Annotated in this window: 14 protein-coding genes; 1 reads left to right on the top strand and 13 read right to left on the bottom strand. The window is 71.2% G+C overall.

Annotated features, from left to right (window positions below; genetic code table 11):
- Positions 1-256 precede the first annotated feature (256 nt).
- On the bottom strand, positions 257-1,270 hold the full coding sequence (locus N553_RS0107635; RefSeq protein WP_028046034.1) for a LacI family DNA-binding transcriptional regulator: 1,014 nt from the start codon (positions 1,268-1,270) through the stop codon (positions 257-259).
- 127 nt (positions 1,271-1,397) lie between these two features.
- Between N553_RS0107635 and N553_RS0107630 the strand changes: the two genes are divergently transcribed.
- The gene (locus tag N553_RS0107630) at positions 1,398-2,741 is read left to right on the top strand and encodes an APC family permease (RefSeq protein WP_051640026.1); all 1,344 of its coding nucleotides are present in this window, start codon (positions 1,398-1,400) and stop codon (positions 2,739-2,741) included.
- 27 nt (positions 2,742-2,768) lie between these two features.
- Here N553_RS0107630 and N553_RS0107625 read toward each other — a convergent pair whose 3' ends face one another.
- From N553_RS0107625 to N553_RS0107570, 12 genes are all read right to left on the bottom strand, one after another.
- Positions 2,769-3,692 (bottom strand): pseudouridine synthase, encoded by a 924-nt coding sequence (locus N553_RS0107625; RefSeq protein WP_028046032.1) that lies wholly within the window; start codon positions 3,690-3,692, stop codon positions 2,769-2,771.
- A gap of 34 nt (positions 3,693-3,726) precedes the next feature.
- Positions 3,727-5,337, bottom strand: coding sequence for a methyl-accepting chemotaxis protein (locus N553_RS0107620; RefSeq protein WP_028046031.1), 1,611 nt, complete (start codon positions 5,335-5,337; stop codon positions 3,727-3,729).
- A gap of 219 nt (positions 5,338-5,556) precedes the next feature.
- Positions 5,557-6,477: a siderophore-interacting protein gene (locus tag N553_RS0107615; protein ID WP_028046030.1), complete on the bottom strand. Its 921-nt coding sequence runs from the start codon at positions 6,475-6,477 to the stop codon at positions 5,557-5,559.
- Entirely contained in the window at positions 6,474-8,612 is a 2,139-nt protein-coding gene (locus tag N553_RS0107610; RefSeq protein WP_231505186.1) for an iron ABC transporter permease, read from the bottom strand. The genes N553_RS0107615 and N553_RS0107610 overlap by 4 nt, the downstream gene beginning before the upstream one ends.
- 46 nt (positions 8,613-8,658) lie before the next feature.
- Complete coding sequence (locus N553_RS0107605; RefSeq protein WP_051639896.1) at positions 8,659-9,642, bottom strand: iron-siderophore ABC transporter substrate-binding protein; 984 nt, start codon at positions 9,640-9,642, stop codon at positions 8,659-8,661.
- Positions 9,635-10,498, bottom strand: a complete 864-nt coding sequence (locus N553_RS21645; protein WP_051639895.1) for an ABC transporter ATP-binding protein — start codon at positions 10,496-10,498, stop codon at positions 9,635-9,637. Before N553_RS21645 ends, N553_RS0107605 begins: the two co-directional genes overlap by 8 nt.
- Positions 10,499-10,661: 163 nt before the next feature.
- Positions 10,662-11,651 (bottom strand): glycosyl hydrolase family 18 protein, encoded by a 990-nt coding sequence (locus N553_RS0107595; RefSeq protein ID WP_028046027.1) that lies wholly within the window; start codon positions 11,649-11,651, stop codon positions 10,662-10,664.
- A 5-nt stretch (positions 11,652-11,656) separates the two neighbouring features.
- Positions 11,657-12,682: an N-acetylglucosamine kinase gene (locus N553_RS21640; RefSeq protein ID WP_081844479.1), complete on the bottom strand. Its 1,026-nt coding sequence runs from the start codon at positions 12,680-12,682 to the stop codon at positions 11,657-11,659.
- Positions 12,679-13,950: a 6-phospho-beta-glucosidase gene (locus N553_RS0107585; protein ID WP_028046026.1), complete on the bottom strand. Its 1,272-nt coding sequence runs from the start codon at positions 13,948-13,950 to the stop codon at positions 12,679-12,681. The genes N553_RS21640 and N553_RS0107585 overlap by 4 nt, the downstream gene beginning before the upstream one ends.
- A gap of 2 nt (positions 13,951-13,952) precedes the next feature.
- On the bottom strand, positions 13,953-14,846 hold the full coding sequence (locus N553_RS0107580; protein ID WP_034620843.1) for a carbohydrate ABC transporter permease: 894 nt from the start codon (positions 14,844-14,846) through the stop codon (positions 13,953-13,955).
- Positions 14,843-15,733 carry a carbohydrate ABC transporter permease gene (locus N553_RS0107575; RefSeq protein ID WP_028046024.1) on the bottom strand — a complete coding sequence of 297 codons (891 nt, stop codon included), beginning with the start codon at positions 15,731-15,733 and terminating at the stop codon, positions 14,843-14,845. The genes N553_RS0107580 and N553_RS0107575 overlap by 4 nt, the downstream gene beginning before the upstream one ends.
- A 62-nt stretch (positions 15,734-15,795) precedes the next feature.
- A complete protein-coding gene (locus N553_RS0107570; protein ID WP_034620839.1) occupies positions 15,796-17,136 on the bottom strand; it encodes an extracellular solute-binding protein in 1,341 nt (446 codons plus the stop codon).
- Between the last annotated feature and the right edge of the window lie 61 nt (positions 17,137-17,197).

Genomic DNA, 17,197 nt, shown 5'->3' with positions numbered 1-17,197 from the left:
TCGCGCCGGGGGCTTACGAGTGAGCTGCCGTGCCGGGCAGGTGCTGCGCGGCCGGGACGAGCGGAGACAACGCGCGCGGCGGGAGTGATCGAGCTCCCGCGGCGGCCCATCGAATCCTCATTAATCCGATTACAACGTTGTAGGGAATCGTTGTAAACGCCATCCTGCTGAGGCGACCGCGTGCTGTCAAGCGCGGGCCGGCAATGACGGCCGTTTCGTGACCACCCGTCGAGGGACCGTGGTCGTCGGCGACCGACTACGGCAGGGTCGACTCCCGCTGGACCAGCCGCGGCGTGGTCAGGTGCTCCCGAGGCGCGATACCCGCAGGTCCGGCCGCGATGCGCTCGAGGAGCCAGCCGACGGCCACGTCGGCGATCTCTGCCTGCCGGGGATCGATGGTCGTGAGTGTCGGCAGCGAGTACCGCGTCTCGTCGATGTCGTCGAAACCGATGAACGCGACGTCGCGCGGCACGCTGAGCCCGGCCTCCTGGACGACGCGCATGGCACCCAGCGCCAGAGCGTCGTTGAAGGCGACCACGCCGTCGAACGGCACCCCGGACGCCAGCAGAGCGCGCATGGCCTGCGCACCGTCGAGGCGGTGCCACGTGCCGACGTTCACCACGAGCTCCGGACGGAACGGCACTCCCGCGGCGTCGAGGGCCTCGCGGTAGCCCGACAGACGAAGGCCGGCCGAACCGATCACCTCGTTCTCGTGGGCACCCAGGGCCACGATGTTCCGCCGGCCCAGGCTCAGCAGGTGCTCGGTCGCGATCCGCGAGCCGGCCGCGTTCTGCATGGTGACGTGGTCCGTCGGGCCGTCGAAGATGCGGTCGCCGAGCAGGACGAGCGGCGTGGGGATGTCGAGCAGGTGCGCATCCTCCTGCCCGAGCTCCAGGACGCTGTAGAGGATGCCGTCGACCATCTGCATGCGGGGACCGAGCAGCACGGCGAGCTCGGACGCCTTGTCGCCGCTGCCCATCTGCTCGATGAGCACGTACAGGCCGCGTTCGTGCGCGGACGTCATGACGGCGTCGGCCAGCTCGGCGAAGTAGGCGTTGCGCAGGTCCGGGATGATCAGGCTGATGGCGCCGGTGCGCCCTGAACGCAGACCGCGCGCCTGCAGGTTCGGGCGGTAGCCGAGCGTGTCGATCGCTTCCAGCACCCGCGTGCGCGTCGCCGGCCGGATGTGCGGATAGTCGTTGATGACGTTGGAGACGGTCTTGATGGAGACCCCGGCGAGCTTGGCCACGTCGTGCAGGGTGATCGACACTCCCGAAGGCTACAACGTTGTATATCGCGCACCGGCAGCCCTCCGCGGCGCGCCACGCCCCCCAAGACCGAGCCGTTCGACGCGCGCTGGACGTGGGCCGTCGCCAGACTTGGTGCCGGAGGCGACCATGACGCAGACGCAAGAGCCCACCCTCAAGCGCTCGATCGGCCGCAAGGTCCTGCTGCTCTTCGTGATCGGCGACATCCTCGGGGCGGGGATCTACGCGCTCACCGGGAAGGTCGCCGCCGAGGTGGGCGGGGCCATCTGGCTGCCGTTCCTGTGCGCGTTCGTCCTGGCCGCCCTCACCGCGACGGCGTACGCCGAGCTGGTCGGGCGGTTCCCCCTCGCGGCCGGCGCCGCTCTCTACGCCAACCGGGCGTTCAAGCGGCCCTTCGTCACCTTCATCGTCGCGTTCGCCGTGATGATGTCCGGCATCACGAGCGCGGCCGCCGCCGCACGCGCGTTCGGCGGCGACTACCTGGCGGAGTTCGTCACCGTTCCGACGATCGCCGCCGCCTGGTTCTTCCTGCTCGCCATCACAGCCGTCAACCTCGTCGGCATCTCGGAGTCCGTGCGGGTCAACGTCGTCCTGACGATCATCGAGGCGACCGGGCTGCTGGTCATCCTGGCCATCGGCGTCTGGGCGCTGGTCAGCGGCGACGGCGACCCCGGCCGTGCGCTGGAGCTCGAGACCGAAGGCACACCGTGGATCGCCGTGCTCGGCGCCACGGCGCTCGCCTTCTACGCGCTGCTGGGGTTCGAGGACTCGGTCAACCTCGCGGAGGAGACCACGCAGCCGCGGCGCGACTTCCCACGGGCGCTGTTCGGTGGCCTGACGGTGGCCGGCCTGATCTACCTGGGCGTCGCGTTCACCACCTCGATGCTCGTCGACACCGAGACCCTCGCCGACTCCACCGGCCCGCTGCTCGAGGTGGTCAAGGTAGCCGGACTGACGTTCCCGCCCGGGCTGTTCGCGGTGATCGCGCTGCTCGCCGTGACCAACACCGCGCTGATCAACATGATCATGGCGTCGCGGCTCGTCTACGGGATGTCGAACGAAGGCATCGTGCCGGGTGTGCTCGGCAAGGTCGGGCGACGTCAGACCCCGTACGTCGCGATCGCGTTCACCGTGGTGATCGCCCTGACCCTCGCGTCGACCGGCGACCTCGCAGGCCTCGCGGACACGACCGTGCTCCTGCTGCTGCTCGTGTTCGCGGTGGTGAACGTCGCGGTGCTCGTCCTGCGCAAGGAGCCCGACGACGAACCCGTCGAGGGCGACACCGGCACACCGTTCCGCGCGCCGACCTGGGCTCCCGTGCTCGGGGCCGTCGTGTCGCTGGTGCTGGCGTCACCGCTCACCGGGCGGGAGGCCGACGTGTACGTGCGCGCAGGGATCCTGCTGGCCGTCGGGGTGGTGCTCTACGCGATCAACCGGCTCGTCGTCGCGAAGCAGGCCCAGGCTGTCCACTGATCGCGCAGGGCGTGGCGCCACGGCACGTCAGCCGCCCGCGGTCAGCGGGAGGCGCCGGACGCTACTGAACAGTCGCGCGACGCCGTCCACGGGATCGGTGAACGCGATCTCCCCGGCGAGCAGCTGCAGCGGGCTGCTGAAGTCGTCGACATCGACGTCCAGGACGTCGGGGTACAGCGGGTCGTCGACGATCGGGATGCCGAGGCCGCACAGGTGGACGCGGAGCTGGTGCGTCTGGCCGGTGAGCGGGGTCAGGCGGTAGACGCCGCGACCGTCGCGCACGGACTCGAGCTCGACGCGGGTCTCGGCGTTGACCGGGGCTCCCGGCACCACGTCCGCCTGCCAGGAGCCACGCTCCTTGCGGATGTGGTTGCGGACGACGACCGGCAGGGCAAGGTCCTCACGCAGCGGCGCCAGGGCCCAGTACGTCTTGCGCACCCTGCGGTGCTCGAACAGCGTCTGGTACGGCCCGCGCCACCGGGCCTCCGTCGCGAGCATCAGCAGGCCGGACGTGACCCGGTCCAGGCGGTGCAACGGGGACAGCTCCGGCAGACCCAGCTCCGCACGCAGGCGGACGACGACGCTCTGCATCACGTGCCGGCCACGGGGGATGGACGACAGGAAGGGCGGCTTGTCGACGACGACGAGGCGGTCGTCGCGGTGCACCACGTGGATCGGTGCGGTGACCTCGGGCTCGTCACGCAGGTCACGGTGGAACCACACGAAGACATGCGGCGCGTACGGATCCTCCGCCCTCACCACCCGGCCGCCCTCGCCGACGAAACGCTGCGCCGCCAGCATCTGCGCCACGTCGACGTGCTCAGGCAGCCTGTCGCGGAGCCAGTCCCCCATCGTCGCCCACTCCTGGACGCGCGAGCGGTCGCGATCAGGGGTCCGCAGCCATGCCGCACTCAGGCCGTGCCGCGCCGGCAGCGGTGATCTGGGGGGCACGTGCCGATGCTACGGGCCTGTCCTCGCGGAGCCGTCAGTGCGTGTACAGGTCGATCTCGGCACGCAGCTCGGCCGCCATGCGAGCCAGCTCCAGCGTCGAGCCCTGCATGCGCTCGAGCACGTCGGCAGAGCCTTCGGAGGTCGTCGCCACGGCGGTGACCTTCGCGGCGATGTCGGTCACGCCGGTCGCCGCTTCTGTGACACCGCGGGTCATCTCGTTGGTCGTCGCGGTCTGCTCCTCGACGGCCGACGCGATCGTGAGCTGGTAGCTGTTGATGGACGCGATGATCTCGCCGATCCGGCCGATGGCCTCGACAGCACCCGCGGTGTCCGCCTGGATGGCCTCGACCCGCTGCGCGATGTCACCGGTCGCCTTGGCGGTCTCCTGGGCCAGGTCCTTGACCTCGCTCGCGACGACCGCGAACCCCTTGCCGGCCTCGCCCGCACGCGCCGCCTCGATCGTGGCGTTGAGCGCGAGCAGGTTCGTCTGCTCCGCGATCATCGTGATGGTCTTGACGACGTTGCCGATCTCCTGCGAGGACGCACCCAGACGGGCCACGGTCTCGTTCGTGCTCGCGGCCACGGCGGTCGCCTCCTCGGCGACCTTGACCGCCCTGGTGGCGTTCTGGGCGATCTCGCGGATCGAGGCGCCCATCTGCTCGGCGCCGGCAGCGACGGCCTGCACGTTGCGGGACACCTCGCCGGCAGCGGCGGCGACTGCGCCGGCCTGCTCCGAAGCGGTACCTGAACCGGAGGCGACCTCGGCGTTCGCCGAGCTCAGACCCTCGGCCGACGCGGCCACGGAGCCGGCCGACTGGGCCGCCGTCGCGACCAGCGAGCGCATGCTGCTGACGGCCGCGTCGACCGCAGCACCGGCCATCCCGGTCTCGTCCTTGCCGGTCAGGTTGGTCGTGTGGGTGAGGTCGCGGTTCGCGATCGCCTCGGAGACGTCCTGGATCTTGCGCAGCGGGCGAACGACAGAGCGCGTGGCCACGACCGCGAAGATGAGTGCGAGGACTGCACCGACCAGGCTGATCACCACGAGGAGCGCGGTGGTGCGCGACTGGGCGCCCTGCTGCTTGTCGTTCAGTGCGTCGACGCGCTTCTGGGCCGACTCGGTCACCGTGTCGGCGATGCCGAAGATCTCGCTGTAGGCCGCGCCGGCGTCGCCACCGTTGATCGACTCGATCGCCTTGAGCGCCCCGGCGTCACCTTCCCGCAGCCAGGCGTCGACCTGCTCGTCCCACTGGAAGAAGCTGTCCCACGCAGGCTGGAGCCCGTCCCAGGCCGACTTCTCGGCAGCGGTCATCCCGGTCGTGTCGACCGCCTCGAGCCACGTGTAGACGCCGTCCTTGGCCTCGGTCATCCCCGACTTGTTGTACGCGTCGGCGGCCAGTGCCACGTCGGCGCCGTACACCTTCGCGTCGGCGAAGACGAGCCCCTGCCACCCCGTGAGGTCGGCGATCTGGTAGCGGGCGGTCTCGGCGCTCCGGAGCACCTCCTGCGCGACGGTGATGTCCGCGCTCAACCCACGCTGCTCCACCACGGACGCCAGGCCGACGGCGCCGGAGACCAGACCCGTGAGGGCGACGGCGGCGAAGGAGATGCCGAGGCGACGGCCGATGCCTGAGGTGCGGTTCTTCATCGTGGTGGTGCTCCTGCTGTGGAGGCTGCGAGGGCGCGGGGGTTCCCGCTGGGAAGCTCAGACACGCTCACGCGGCGCGAAGCTGCGTCGATGCGTGTCGCCCTTCCGGATCGTCCGCGGCTTCGTGAATGTGAGAGGAACTGCGGAACATCCCGCGAGACGCGGCCACCGGCCGGGGCTCGTGCACCCGACGTTCAGGGGGTGGAGAGGCGGCGGCCGTCACTCGCCCTCGCTGCGGCCGGCCTTCCAGTAGCCCATGAACGCGACCGCCTTGCGGTCGACACCGCACTCGCGCACCAGGTGCCGGCGCAGGGTCGTGATCACGCTCGCCTCGCCCGCGAGCCAGGCATAGAACCCCACCCACGACCGCAGGGGCGCACCCGACGCGTCGACGGGGACCTCCCAGAGCAGGTCGTCGACGTCCTCGGGCTCCGCACCCTCGCCCGTGCACGGCAGCAGGCGCCCGCAGGCCTCCTGCACCGCCGGGACCAGGAGCGAACCGTGCGGCCGCCCGTCGCGGCCGAGGAAGCGCACCGCGACGCCGGTGGGCGCGGCGAGGGCGATGACGTCCGCGGACAGCGGCATCTCGAGCAGGGCCTCACCGACGGCATCGGCAGGCAGCCGTTCGAGGATTCCCGCGATCGCCGGCAGCGCGGTCTCGTCGCCGGCCAGCAGGAGGCGGTCCACGTGACTGGGCGGGACGAAGTCCACGCCTCCGTGCGGTCCGTCTGCCAGGGCGTTGGGGCCAAAGATGACGAGCTCGTCGCCGACAGTGGCGCCGGACGCCCAGCGCGTGGCCGGACCGAGGTCGCCGTGCAGCACGACGTCGACGTCGAGCTCCCGGACCTCCGGGCGGACACCACGGGCCGTGTACGTGCGCATCGGGTGCCGACGCTCGGGCGGCACGGCCCGGTACCCGCCGAACCAGTCGCCGGACCGTCCCACCTCGAGCAGCTCGTCGTACGGCACGCCGGGCAGCGGCAGGAAGAACTTGATCCGCTGGTCGAGCCCGTTGTCGGCGAACTGGTCGAGGTCGTCGCCCGTGAACGTCATCCTCAGCACGCTCGGGCTCAGGAAGGACGTGCGGGCCACGCGGACCGCGAACATCCGCCACGGCAGCGCTACGGCGACGGTCGTCATGAGGTGCTCCTTCGGGTGCGCCACAACAGGTAGATGAAGTACGGGGCGCCGATCAGCGAGGTCAGCAGGCCGGCGGGGATCTGCGCGGGCGCGATGATCGTGCGGCCGAGGGTGTCGGCGACGCTGACCAGCAGGGCTCCCAGCAGAACTGCCACGGGGATCACGCGGGAGTGCCGCGACCCGACGAGCGACCGTGCGAGATGCGGTGCCACGAGACCCACGAACCCGACGACGCCGATCGCCGAGACCGATGCGGCTGTGAGGATCGCCGTCACGACCAGCACGCCGAGCCGGGTGCGCTCGAGCTGCACACCGAGCACCCGGGCGACGTCGTCGTCGACGGACAGCACGTCGAGGTCCCGGCGCCAGCGGACGACGAGCGGGGTCAGCACGACGAGCGCGACGGCGACCGGCCACACCTGCGCCGCGGTGCGCCCGTACGTCGACCCGGACAGCCAGGTCAGCGCCATGGTGGTGTTCCACGGGTTGCTGAGGACGACGAGCAGCGTGATCAGCGAGGTTGCCGCCGCCGAGACGCCGATACCGACCAGGACCAGCCGGTCGGAGCTCAGTCCTCGTCGCGACGCGAGCGCGTAGACGAGGGCGAACGTCCCGAGGGCGCCGACGCAGGCCGCTGCGGACACGACCCAGATGCTCGCGCCCGGGAACAGCACGAGGGCGAGGACCGCGCCGACGCCAGCACCGCCGGTGATGCCGAGCAGCCCCGGCTCGGCCAGCGGGTTGCGCGCGACCGCCTGCACGGTCGTCCCGGCCAGACCGAGCGCGGCACCGGCCAGCAGGGCTGCCCACACGCGCGGCGTGCGCTGGTCGAGGACGAACGAGACCTGCTGGCCGCTCACGCCGGCGAACCAGTTGGCGACGTCACCGAGCAGCAGGAGCCGGTCACCGGCAAGGAACGCGGCCACGACACAGGCGAGGACGACGACGACGAGGACCGCGACGATGACGGTGACGCGTACCGAGGACGCGGGCCGCGCACCGACCGCCGCCGTTGACCGGGACGGGCCGCTGTCCCGCAGACGACGGGCCAGCCAGACCATGACGACCGCGCCGAACAGACTTGTCGCGACGCCCGTCGGGATGGCCACGCTCGTGGTGCCGGGAACGAGCACCCGCAGCAGCACGTCGGCCGCGAGGATCACCGCGCAGCCGCTCAGGGCCGCGAGTGGAAGCAGGAGGCGGTGCCGCGAGAGACCGGGCACCCGCCCCGCGACCAGCCGCGCGATCACCGGGGCGGACAGGCCGACGAAGCCGATCGGTCCGGCCACAGTGACCGCGAGCGCGGCGAGCAGCACCGCCAGCAGGACGGTGACGAGGCGGGTGCGTCGCACGTCGAGGCCCAGCACGGACGCGGTGTCGTCGCCGAGCGCCAGCACGTCGAGCCGTCGCGACCACAGGACGAGCGCCACGGACGCGACGAGCACCAGTGGCGCGGCGTCGAGCACCTTCTGCGTGCCGGTCTGCACGATCGAGCCCTGGCCCCACGCGAACAGACCGACCGTCTCCTGCTCGAACAGGAGCATGAGCACGATGGTCAGCGACGACAGCGCGAGCATCGTCGCGGACCCCGCGAGGACGAGCCGGGTGGGTCCCTCAGCTCCGCCTCGCGCGATCGCGAGCACCAGGCCCGCCGCGGCGAGCCCGCCGAGGAACGCGAAGGCGCCGTCGACGGCGAACGGCAGCGTGAACCCGGTCACGGCGACCAGGGCGACCGTCAGGTACGCGCCGGCGTTGACGGCCAGCGTGTCCGGCGACGCCAGAGGGTTGCGCGCCACGGACTGCAGCGCGGCACCCGACATGCCCAGTGCGGTTCCCACGAGCAACGCGGCGAGCACCCGTGGCGCACGCGACGCGACAAGGACGGCCAACGTCTGGTCGTCGTCGGTGCCGAGGAGCAGTCGCACGATGTCGAGCGCACCCACCTGCGAGGTCCCGAGCGTCAGGTCCACGACGGCCAGCACCGCGACGACGAGCAGGGCGACGGTCAGGACCGCGAGTATCCGCAGCGTCGACGTGGTGCGCCTGGGGGGCGTGCCGGTGGGCGTGGCCGCGGATGCAGGATCCGTCGCGAGTGACACGTCGGACCCTGCATCCACCGGGGTGTGCACGCTCACGCGGCGCCCCTCGGCGCATCCCGTGCCGTGCGGAGCATCGAGGTCGTCACGCCGTCACGGCCGCCACGGCCGCGTCGATGAACGCCTCCGCCGCGAGGGGCCCGCCGAACATCCAGATCCCGTCCGGCAGACGGTCGGTGTTGCCGGCGACGACGAACGGCAGCTGCTCCCAGATCGCGTTCCCGGCGAGCCCGACCTTGAACGCGTCCCCGCCGTCGTCGTCGCTCGCGGCGTAGAGGAAGTGGATGTCGCCCAACGAGGTCAGTCCCTCGACGTCGGTCTGCGAGAGGCCGTAGTCGGGGTCGCCCTCGCCGGTCCAGGCGTTCGTCAGGCCGAGCTCGCCGGCGATGCCCCCGAGGAACGAGCCCGCCGTGTACATGCGGATCGAGACCGCCCCGTCCGCGAGCCAGCCGTCCGCCATGGTGAACGCCGCTCCGTCGGCCCCGGCGGCGGCGAGCGTGTCCTTGCCGTCGGCGACTGCGGCGTCGAAGTCCGCGAGCGCGGCAGTGGCCCGGTCGCCCGTACCGGTCGCCTCGCCCAGGATCTCGACGGTGCGACGCATGTGACCGATCGGGTCGGAGGCGTCCGAGCCGCGCAGCGCGATCACCGGGTAGTCCTTCTCGATCTGAGCGATGACCTCCGGCGCGAGGTCGGTCGTGGTGACGACGAGGTCGGGGTCGAGCGCCGCGATCGCGTCGAGGCTCGGCTCGCCGCGCTCGCCGACGTCGGGCGTCGCCGCGTCGAGGGCGATGACGGTGTCCCACGTGTTGTAGCCGTCGACGTCCGCCGCACCGACAGGTGCCACACCGAGCGTGAGCAGGTTCTCGGTCAGACCCCACTCGAGCGAGACCACCTTGGCGGCCGGCGCGTCGAGCGTCACGGTGCCGCGGTCGTCCGTCACCGTGACGGGCCCTCCTGTGGGGGTGGTGGCCGCAGCGGCCGGGTCTGCGGCTTGCTCGGTGGTGCCGCAGGCGCTCAGCACGAGGGCAGTGACTGCCAGCAGGACGGGCAGGGTCAGACGGTTACGCACGGGGAGAGTCCTCTGCTAGGTGGAGGTCCGCACACTCGCGGACGCGGGCGGCCGGGCGATGCGTGTGCCGGCCGACAGGTCGGGTGTGCACGCGGCCCGTGCGCGCGTCGCGCACCACGTCCACGCGGATCCCGTAGGTCTCGGTGAGCGCCTCGGCGGTGAGCACCTCGTGCGGGAGGCCGGAGCCCACCACCTCCCCGCGGCTCAGCAGGACGAGGTGGTCGGCGACGGCGGCCGCCTGGTCCAGGTCGTGCAGGACGACGCCGACCGCGACGCGGTGCTCGTCGGCGAGGTCGCGTACCAGGTCGAGGATCTCCACCTGGTAGCGCAGGTCGAGGTAGGTGGTCGGCTCGTCGAGCAGCAGCACGCCGGTCTCCTGGGCCAGGCAGGTGGCCAGCCAGACGCGCTGGAGCTCCCCGCCGGACAGCTCGTCGACGCCGCGCTCGGACATGGTGTCGACACCGGTGACGGTCATGGCCCACTCGATCGCTCGAGGGCCGTCGAGGTCGTTCTGCCTCCAGCGTCCGCGGTACGGGTGCCGGCCGTAGCCGACGACGTCCCGCACGCTGACGCCGGTCGGCGTCGGTCGGGACTGCGACAGCAGCGTGACGCGCCGCGCGAAGTCCTTGGCGCTGAGGGTCAGCGCGTCGGGCACGTCCGGGAGGCTGACCGTCCCGGCGATCGGGTGGTGCAGTCGGGCCAGCGCGCGCAGCACGGTCGACTTCCCGGAGCCGTTGGGTCCGACCAGGGCGGTGACCTGCCCCGGGAGCAGCCGCACGCTGGCGGACTCGACGACGACGCTCCCGTGGTAGCCGAGCCGCAGGCCGTCACCACGCAACGCATCGGAACTGTTCACAGGGGTGAGGTTAGCCTGTGCTTACTTAGGGTTGCCAACCCTTGCCGCGCGTGAGCCGGGTCACACGGGCCAGCGCCCGCGCAGCTCGACTCCCAGGGCGGCACGCGTACCGAAGGTCACGGGACCGGCACCGCCCTGCGCCGGCCCCGTGACCTCACCCAGATCAGGAGATCGGGTCGGACAGGCTCAGCTCCCAGACGGCCAGGCCGTGCACTCCCTGCTGCGCGGCGAGTGACTCGCGAGCGGTGAGCGTCCGGGCGTCCGACCACCAGATCACCGTGCCGTCGGACAGCTTCGCGGTCCACTCCTGCTGCGTGGCGTCGTACCGGGCCGCGGAGCCCGCTCGGGATCGGGCGTCCGCGACGCTGAGCTGCTCGCCGTCGGAGCCGTTGCCGGGCCAGGTGTAGGCGTACTCGGCAACACCGAGGTCGATCTTGGACTTCGGTGCCCCGGCGGCGATGAAGGCCGACAGGACGCTCTTGACCCACGGTGTGCCGCCGATCGGCCCGGCCTCGGTCCACGTGGGTCCGTGCTGGTCGTAGGCCATCAGCACGAACCGGTTGACCGAGCCGGAGAGCGCAGTGACGTCGTACCCCCCGGCCTTGTAGCCGTTCGCGGTGTCGGACGCCATCAGCGCCATCGAGATCGACTTGCCGGCGGGCAGCGCGGAACGCAGCGACGAGATGAACGTCGTCAGGCCGGCGGTGTGCGAGGAGTTGAGGGACTCCAGGTCGACCTGCACGCCGTCGTAGCCGCCGCTGCTCACCTTCGAGACGAGCGAGGACACGACCGCGCTGCGGTTCTTGCTGCTGCTCAGCAGCTTCGTGGCGATACCGGGCGAGAAGTCGCCGATCGACTCGTCGTAGTTGCCCACGAGCAGCTCGGCCTTCAGGCCACGAGCGTGCGCGGCCGAGACGATCGGGGCTGCCGACGACGGGACCGCGGTCAGGGCCGACCCCTTCGAGTTCAGGTTGACCCCGTCGACGCCCACGAGCGCGAGCGCTTGTGCGTCCCGGACCACGAACTGCTGCGCCCCGTCGTTCGCCATGAGGTAACCCTCGACAGGCAGAGGTGACGCAGCCGACGCGGCGCCGGTGGTGATCAGTGGCAGGGCGACCAGCGCCCCGGTCACGACAACGATCGTGCGGTTCATGACTCTCATTCGCTGTGATCCTTTCCCTCGTTCGTGCGGAACTGATGGAAAACCGTGGGCGAGCTGACGCCCGCCGACTCGAGCGCGAGCAGCGCGCTGCCGACGATGGGTCGCTCGGTGACGACCTGCGCGGTCGCGAACGGCGCGTCCGCGGCGAGGCCGTCACCGATCCTGCCCATGAGCAGCGGGTGCTGGGCGGCCATGACCCCGCCACCCAGGACGACGGGCAAGGGCACGTGGAGCAGGTCGAGGCGCGTCAGCAGCGCGCGCACCATCGCGACGACCTCGTCCCCCTGCCTGCGCACGACCCCGGCGGCGACCCCGTCGCCCGCAGCCGCGGCGGCGAACAGCACCGGGCTCAGCTGCGGCACGCACGACCGCGGGAGCCGGCCGAAGTGGAGGTCGAGCGTCACGCTGCGGACGTCGGGACGTCCGAGCGCCTCGGGGACGAGCTGCTCGAGCGCCGTCGCCGGACCGCGGCCGTCCTCTGCTCGGGCGGCGTGCCACAGGGCGGCGCCCCCCAGGACCGCCCCGCCGCCCCAGTCGCCCGAGATCTCGCCGATCGCGGGGAAGCGTTCGGTCATGCCGTCGGAGCGCACGCCGACCGCGTTGATCCCTGTGCCGACGACGACCGCGACCGCGTCGGGGCTGCTGGTGCCCGCACGGAGCAGCGCGAACAGGTCGTTGTCCACGACGGCCCCGGAGGTCATCCAGGTCCGGTGCGCTGCCGCGTGCAGGAGCGCGTCAATCTCCTCCGGGGTGTCCAGGCCCGACAGGTAGACGTTGGTCTGCAGGAGGCGCCGCGGAGCCAGCTCGTCGACGATGCCGCCGGCCAGATCGTCCAGCACCTCCAGCGCTCGTGTGACGCCGAGCAGCTGGGGACTGCTCGACGGTCCGCGTCGCCGACTCAGGACACGCCCGTCGAGCGCGACGGCCACCACGTCCGTCTTGCTGCCGCCGCCGTCGACGGCCAGCACGTAGCCGCCCTCGTCGACACCGGGTGCGGCCGCGACGGTCTCGACCGCCGTCACCGGGCCCACGCCAGGTGCTGGGCGTTCGCCGCCAGCAGGAGGTCCGTGAGCCGCTCCGCCGTGTCGTACTGACCCACGACCGGGTTGGCGAGCATGGCCCGCACGACCCGGTCCCGGCCACCGTGCAGCGCCGCGTCGAGCGCGAGCCGCTCGTAGGCGGCGGCGTGGCTGACGATCGCGACCATGTCGTCGGACAGCGGCGCCACCGGCTGCGGACGCAGACCCGCCGCGTGCACCTGGGTGGGGACCTCGATGACGTGGTCGTCGGGCAGGAACGCGAACGTGCCGTCGTTGCGCACGTTCAGCGCCTGGACGTCGCCCCGGTCGGTGGCCAGTGAGGCGATCACCGCGACGGCTGCGTCGGAGTAGTAGGCGCCTCCACGCTTCTCCAGCTCTGCGGGCTTCTGGTCGACGGCGGGGTCGCGGTACTTCGCGAGCAGTGCGGCCTCGAGCGCCAGCACCTGCTGGGCGCGGGTGGGCGCGCCGATCTGCTCGCGCAGGACGCGGTCGGCCGCGTAGTAGTACCGCAGGTAGTAGGACGGGATCGCGCGCTGCAGGGTCAGCAGCGATGCCGGCATGCGCACGTCGGCGGCGACCACCTCGAGGTGCTCGCCGAGCAGGAGCGGCATGACGTCCCGGGGGCCGTCGGGCGTCGTCAGGGTGACGCCCCGCTCCCACGTCAGGTGGTTGAGACCGACGTGGTCGAGCGCCAGCAGCTCCGGGTCCACGCCGAGCACGCCGGCGAACCGCCGCTGGAAGCCCATGGCGACGTTGCACAGGCCCACGGCGCGGTGGCCGGCCTGCAGCAGGGCGCGCGTCACGATGCCGACCGGGTTGGTGAAGTCGACGATCCACGCGTCGGCCTTCGCGTGCCGGCGCACCGTCTCGGCGATGTCGAGCACGACCGGCACGGTGCGCAAGGCCTTCGCGAGGCCGCCCGGGCCGGTCGTCTCCTGCCCGAGGCAGCCGGCGTCGTGCGGCCACGACTCGTCACCGTGACGGGCGGCCTGCCCGCCGATCCGGAGCTGGAGGAGCACGGCGTCCGCGTCGGCCACGCCGGCCACGAGATCGCTCGTCGCGACGACCTTGACCGGGTAGCCCGCCCGCGCGAACATCCGCTCGGACACGGCTGCCACCGCCGCGAGTCGGTCGGTGTCGGGGTCCACGAGCCAGACCTCGTCCAGCGGGAGGTCGGCACGCAGCCGTGCGAAGCCGTCGATGAGCTCCGGTGTGTAGGTGGACCCACCGCCGACGATCGTGATCTTCACGTCTATCCCTTCACGCCCGTGAGGGTGATGCCCTCGACGAACACGCGTTGTGCGAACAGGAAGAGCAGGATCACGGGCACGGTGACCAGCACGGTCATCGCCATCGTGATGCTCCAGTCGGTGCCGTGGACGCCACGGAACGTCGCCAGCCCGTACGAGACGGGCCACGCGGCCTGGTTCTCGGACGTGTAGAGCAGGGGGCCGAAGTAGTCGTTCCACGCCCGGAAGAACGAGAACAGCGCGGCGGCCGCGATCCCGGGCCGCGCCATCGGTACGACGATCCGCAGGAGCGTCCGCCACTCGCCGCAGCCGTCCACCCGTGCCGCGTCGGTGTACTCCCGCGGGATGGTGAGGAAGAACTGCCGCAGCAGGAAGATCGAGAACGCGTCGCCGAAGAGGTTCGGCAGGATCAGCGGCAGGAGCGAGCCGGTGAGGTGCACCTTGGACCACAGCACGTACACCGGGATGACCGTGACCTGCGGTGGGAGCAGCATCGCGACGACGATCGCCCCGAAGAGCAGCGATGCTCCGCGGAACCGGATCTTGGCCAGGACGTACGCGGCCGGGACGCTGGAGACGAGCATGCAGGCGGTCGCACCGAACGCGTACAGAGCCGAGTTGCCGAACCAGCGCGCCAGCGGAACCGTCCGGAAGACCTCCAGGTAGTTCGACCACTGCCAGCTCGTCGGCCAGATCGTCGCGGTGAGGGTCTGCTCGGCCGGCATCAGCGAGGTGAGCACCACGAAGACGACCGGCGCGACGAACAGCACGGCGAGAGTGACGAGGGCGACGTGCTCGGCGACCCACACGCCCAGCGACCGCGTCCGACGGGGTGCGCGAGCCTCGGGACGCAACGGCGACGGCTGGGCGGTCGCCTCGATGACGGTGGCGGTCACGATGCCTCCGACGGCGTGTACGCACCGACGCGGCGCATCATGAAGACCACCAGGACCGAGGCGACGACGAACAGGACCATGGCGAGCGCCGAGGCGTACCCGAACTGGAAGTTTCCGAACCCGCGCACGTAGATCCACTGCGCGTAGGTGAGCAGGGAGTCGTCGGGATAGCCGATCGCCGCGCTGGCGCCGGCACCGATGGTCGCCTTGCCGGACGCGACGCCGGACGCGACGGCCGCCTCCGTGAAGTACTGGAGGGCGGCGATCACGCCCGTCACCCCGGCGAACAGCAGGACCGGCACGAGGTGCGGCAGCGTCACGTGGACCACCTGCTGGGCGCCGTTGGCGCCGTCCAGCGAGGACGCCTCGTACAGCTCGCGCGGCACGTCGAGCAGGGACGCCAGGAAGATGATCATGATGTCGCCCATCACCCAGACGCTCAGCAGGACGAGCGACGGCTTGGCCAGCGCCGGGTCGTTGAACCACAGCGGCCCGTCGACGCCGAAGAGGTGCAGCACCCGGTTGACCGGGCCGGTGCCGGGGTTGAAGAGGAACACGAACGCCACCACCGACGCGACGGGCGGGACGAGCGCCGGCAGGTAGAACACTGACCGCCAGCTCCCCCGTGCCCGACGCACCCGCACCAGTAGCCCGGCCACGGCGAGCGCCGAGACGATCCGGATCGGCACCATGAAGACGACGAACCACAGCGTGTTGAGCGCGGCCTTGCCCACCTTCGGGTCCTGCGTGAACAGGTAGGTGTAGTTCCGCAGACCGATCCACTGCGGTGGGCTCATGAGGTTGTAGCTCGTGAACGAGTACCAGAGCGAGGCCAGGAGCGGGTAGACGAAGAACACCAGCAGACCGATCACCGCGGGCGTGATCATCACGGCGATGCTCCAGCGGAACCGTCGTCGTGGCCGCCGCAGAGCCGTTGCGGCGAGGGCTGTCACGGTGCAGCGACCAGCGCGAGCGAGTCGTTCATCTGCTGGGCCGCCGCGTCGAGCCCGTCCTGGAGCCCGCTCCCGTCGGTCCCCTGCCACTTGGTCCAGAAGTCCGTCAGCGGCTGGCCGTACCCGCTCCCGAGCGGGCTCGACGGACGCGTCGTGGTCTTCGGGTCCTTGGCGATGTCGATGAAGGTCTGGAACTGGGGGCTCACCACCAGGTCGGGCGAGGTGAGCGCGGGCAGCGTAGTCGGCACGTTCTTGAGGCCGTTCGCCAGACCCACGACCGAGTCCGTGTCGGTCGTCAGGTACTTCATGAGCGCCCACGCGAGCTCCGGGTTCTTCGAGCCCTTGCCGATGCCGACGACGTTGCCGGAGATGGTCCCCGAGCCGTAGAGGTCGTCATGGCCCATACCGACCGGGAACGCGGCCGTCGTGTACTGGAGGTCCGGCGCCTGGTCGGCGAGGAACGCGGTGCGCCACTCGCCGTCGATCTGCATGGCGACCTGGCCGGTCTGGAAGGCGTTGGAGTCCGAGAACTCCTGGCCGAGACCCGCGGTGAACGTCTGCAGCTTGTCGTAGCCGATCGTGTCGACGAACGCCTTCTGCCACTTCATGACCTCGGGCCAGGTGCTGTCGGCCACGGCCGCCTGGCCGTCGGCGTCGAGCCACTGCGCCTCGACCGTGGGCCCGAAGTTCATCGGGGTGTTCTCGTAGAAGCCCATCAGCGGGTTGAAGCCCAGGGTCTTGATGGAACCGTCCGGGTTGTACTCGGTCATCTTCAGCGCGTCCGCCTCGAGCTGGTCGAGCGTCGTCGGCGGAGCCGTGATCCCGGCGGCCGCGAGGGCCGCGCTGTTCATGTAGAGCGCGGGCACGTCCGCGAGGAGCGGCAACGTGCACCGCGTCCCGTCGTACTCGGTGTAGGTGCGCACCACCTCCGGGAACTGCTCGAGGTCGACCTTGTCCCGCGTGATGTACGGCTCGAGGTCGACGAAGGCTCCGGTCGAGCAGAAGTTCCCGACGATGTCCGAGGAGAACGAGACGGCGACGTCGACGTCACCGCCCGAGGAGATGACCTGCTGCAGCTTGGCGTCGTCCTGACCGCTGTGGATGTCGACCGTGACGTCCGGGTTGGCCTTCTCGAACTCGTCGACGGCCGTCTGGATGACGCCCGCCTCCCGGTCGCTGAAGAAGTGCCACAGCGAGACGGTCCCGGACAGGTCGGTCGGGGCCGCGGAGGCGACGGGCGCACTGTCGGCGCTCCCCGTCGAACACCCCGCGAGGGCGAGTGCGGCCCCCGCGGAGACCGTCAGCAGCAGGCTGGAACGTACGCGTCGGAAGTTCACGGCTTCTCCAATTCCACGACAAGGGCAGGCGGAATCACCCCCGGGGCTGGGGGTGCTGGTG

Source organism: Cellulomonas sp. URHE0023 (genome assembly GCF_000688475.1).
In the GTDB taxonomy this organism is placed as follows: Bacteria; Actinomycetota; Actinomycetes; order Actinomycetales; family Cellulomonadaceae; genus Cellulomonas.
The sequence above is the reverse complement of the archived record's forward strand: the minus strand, read 5'-3'. Positions and strand labels throughout refer to the sequence as shown.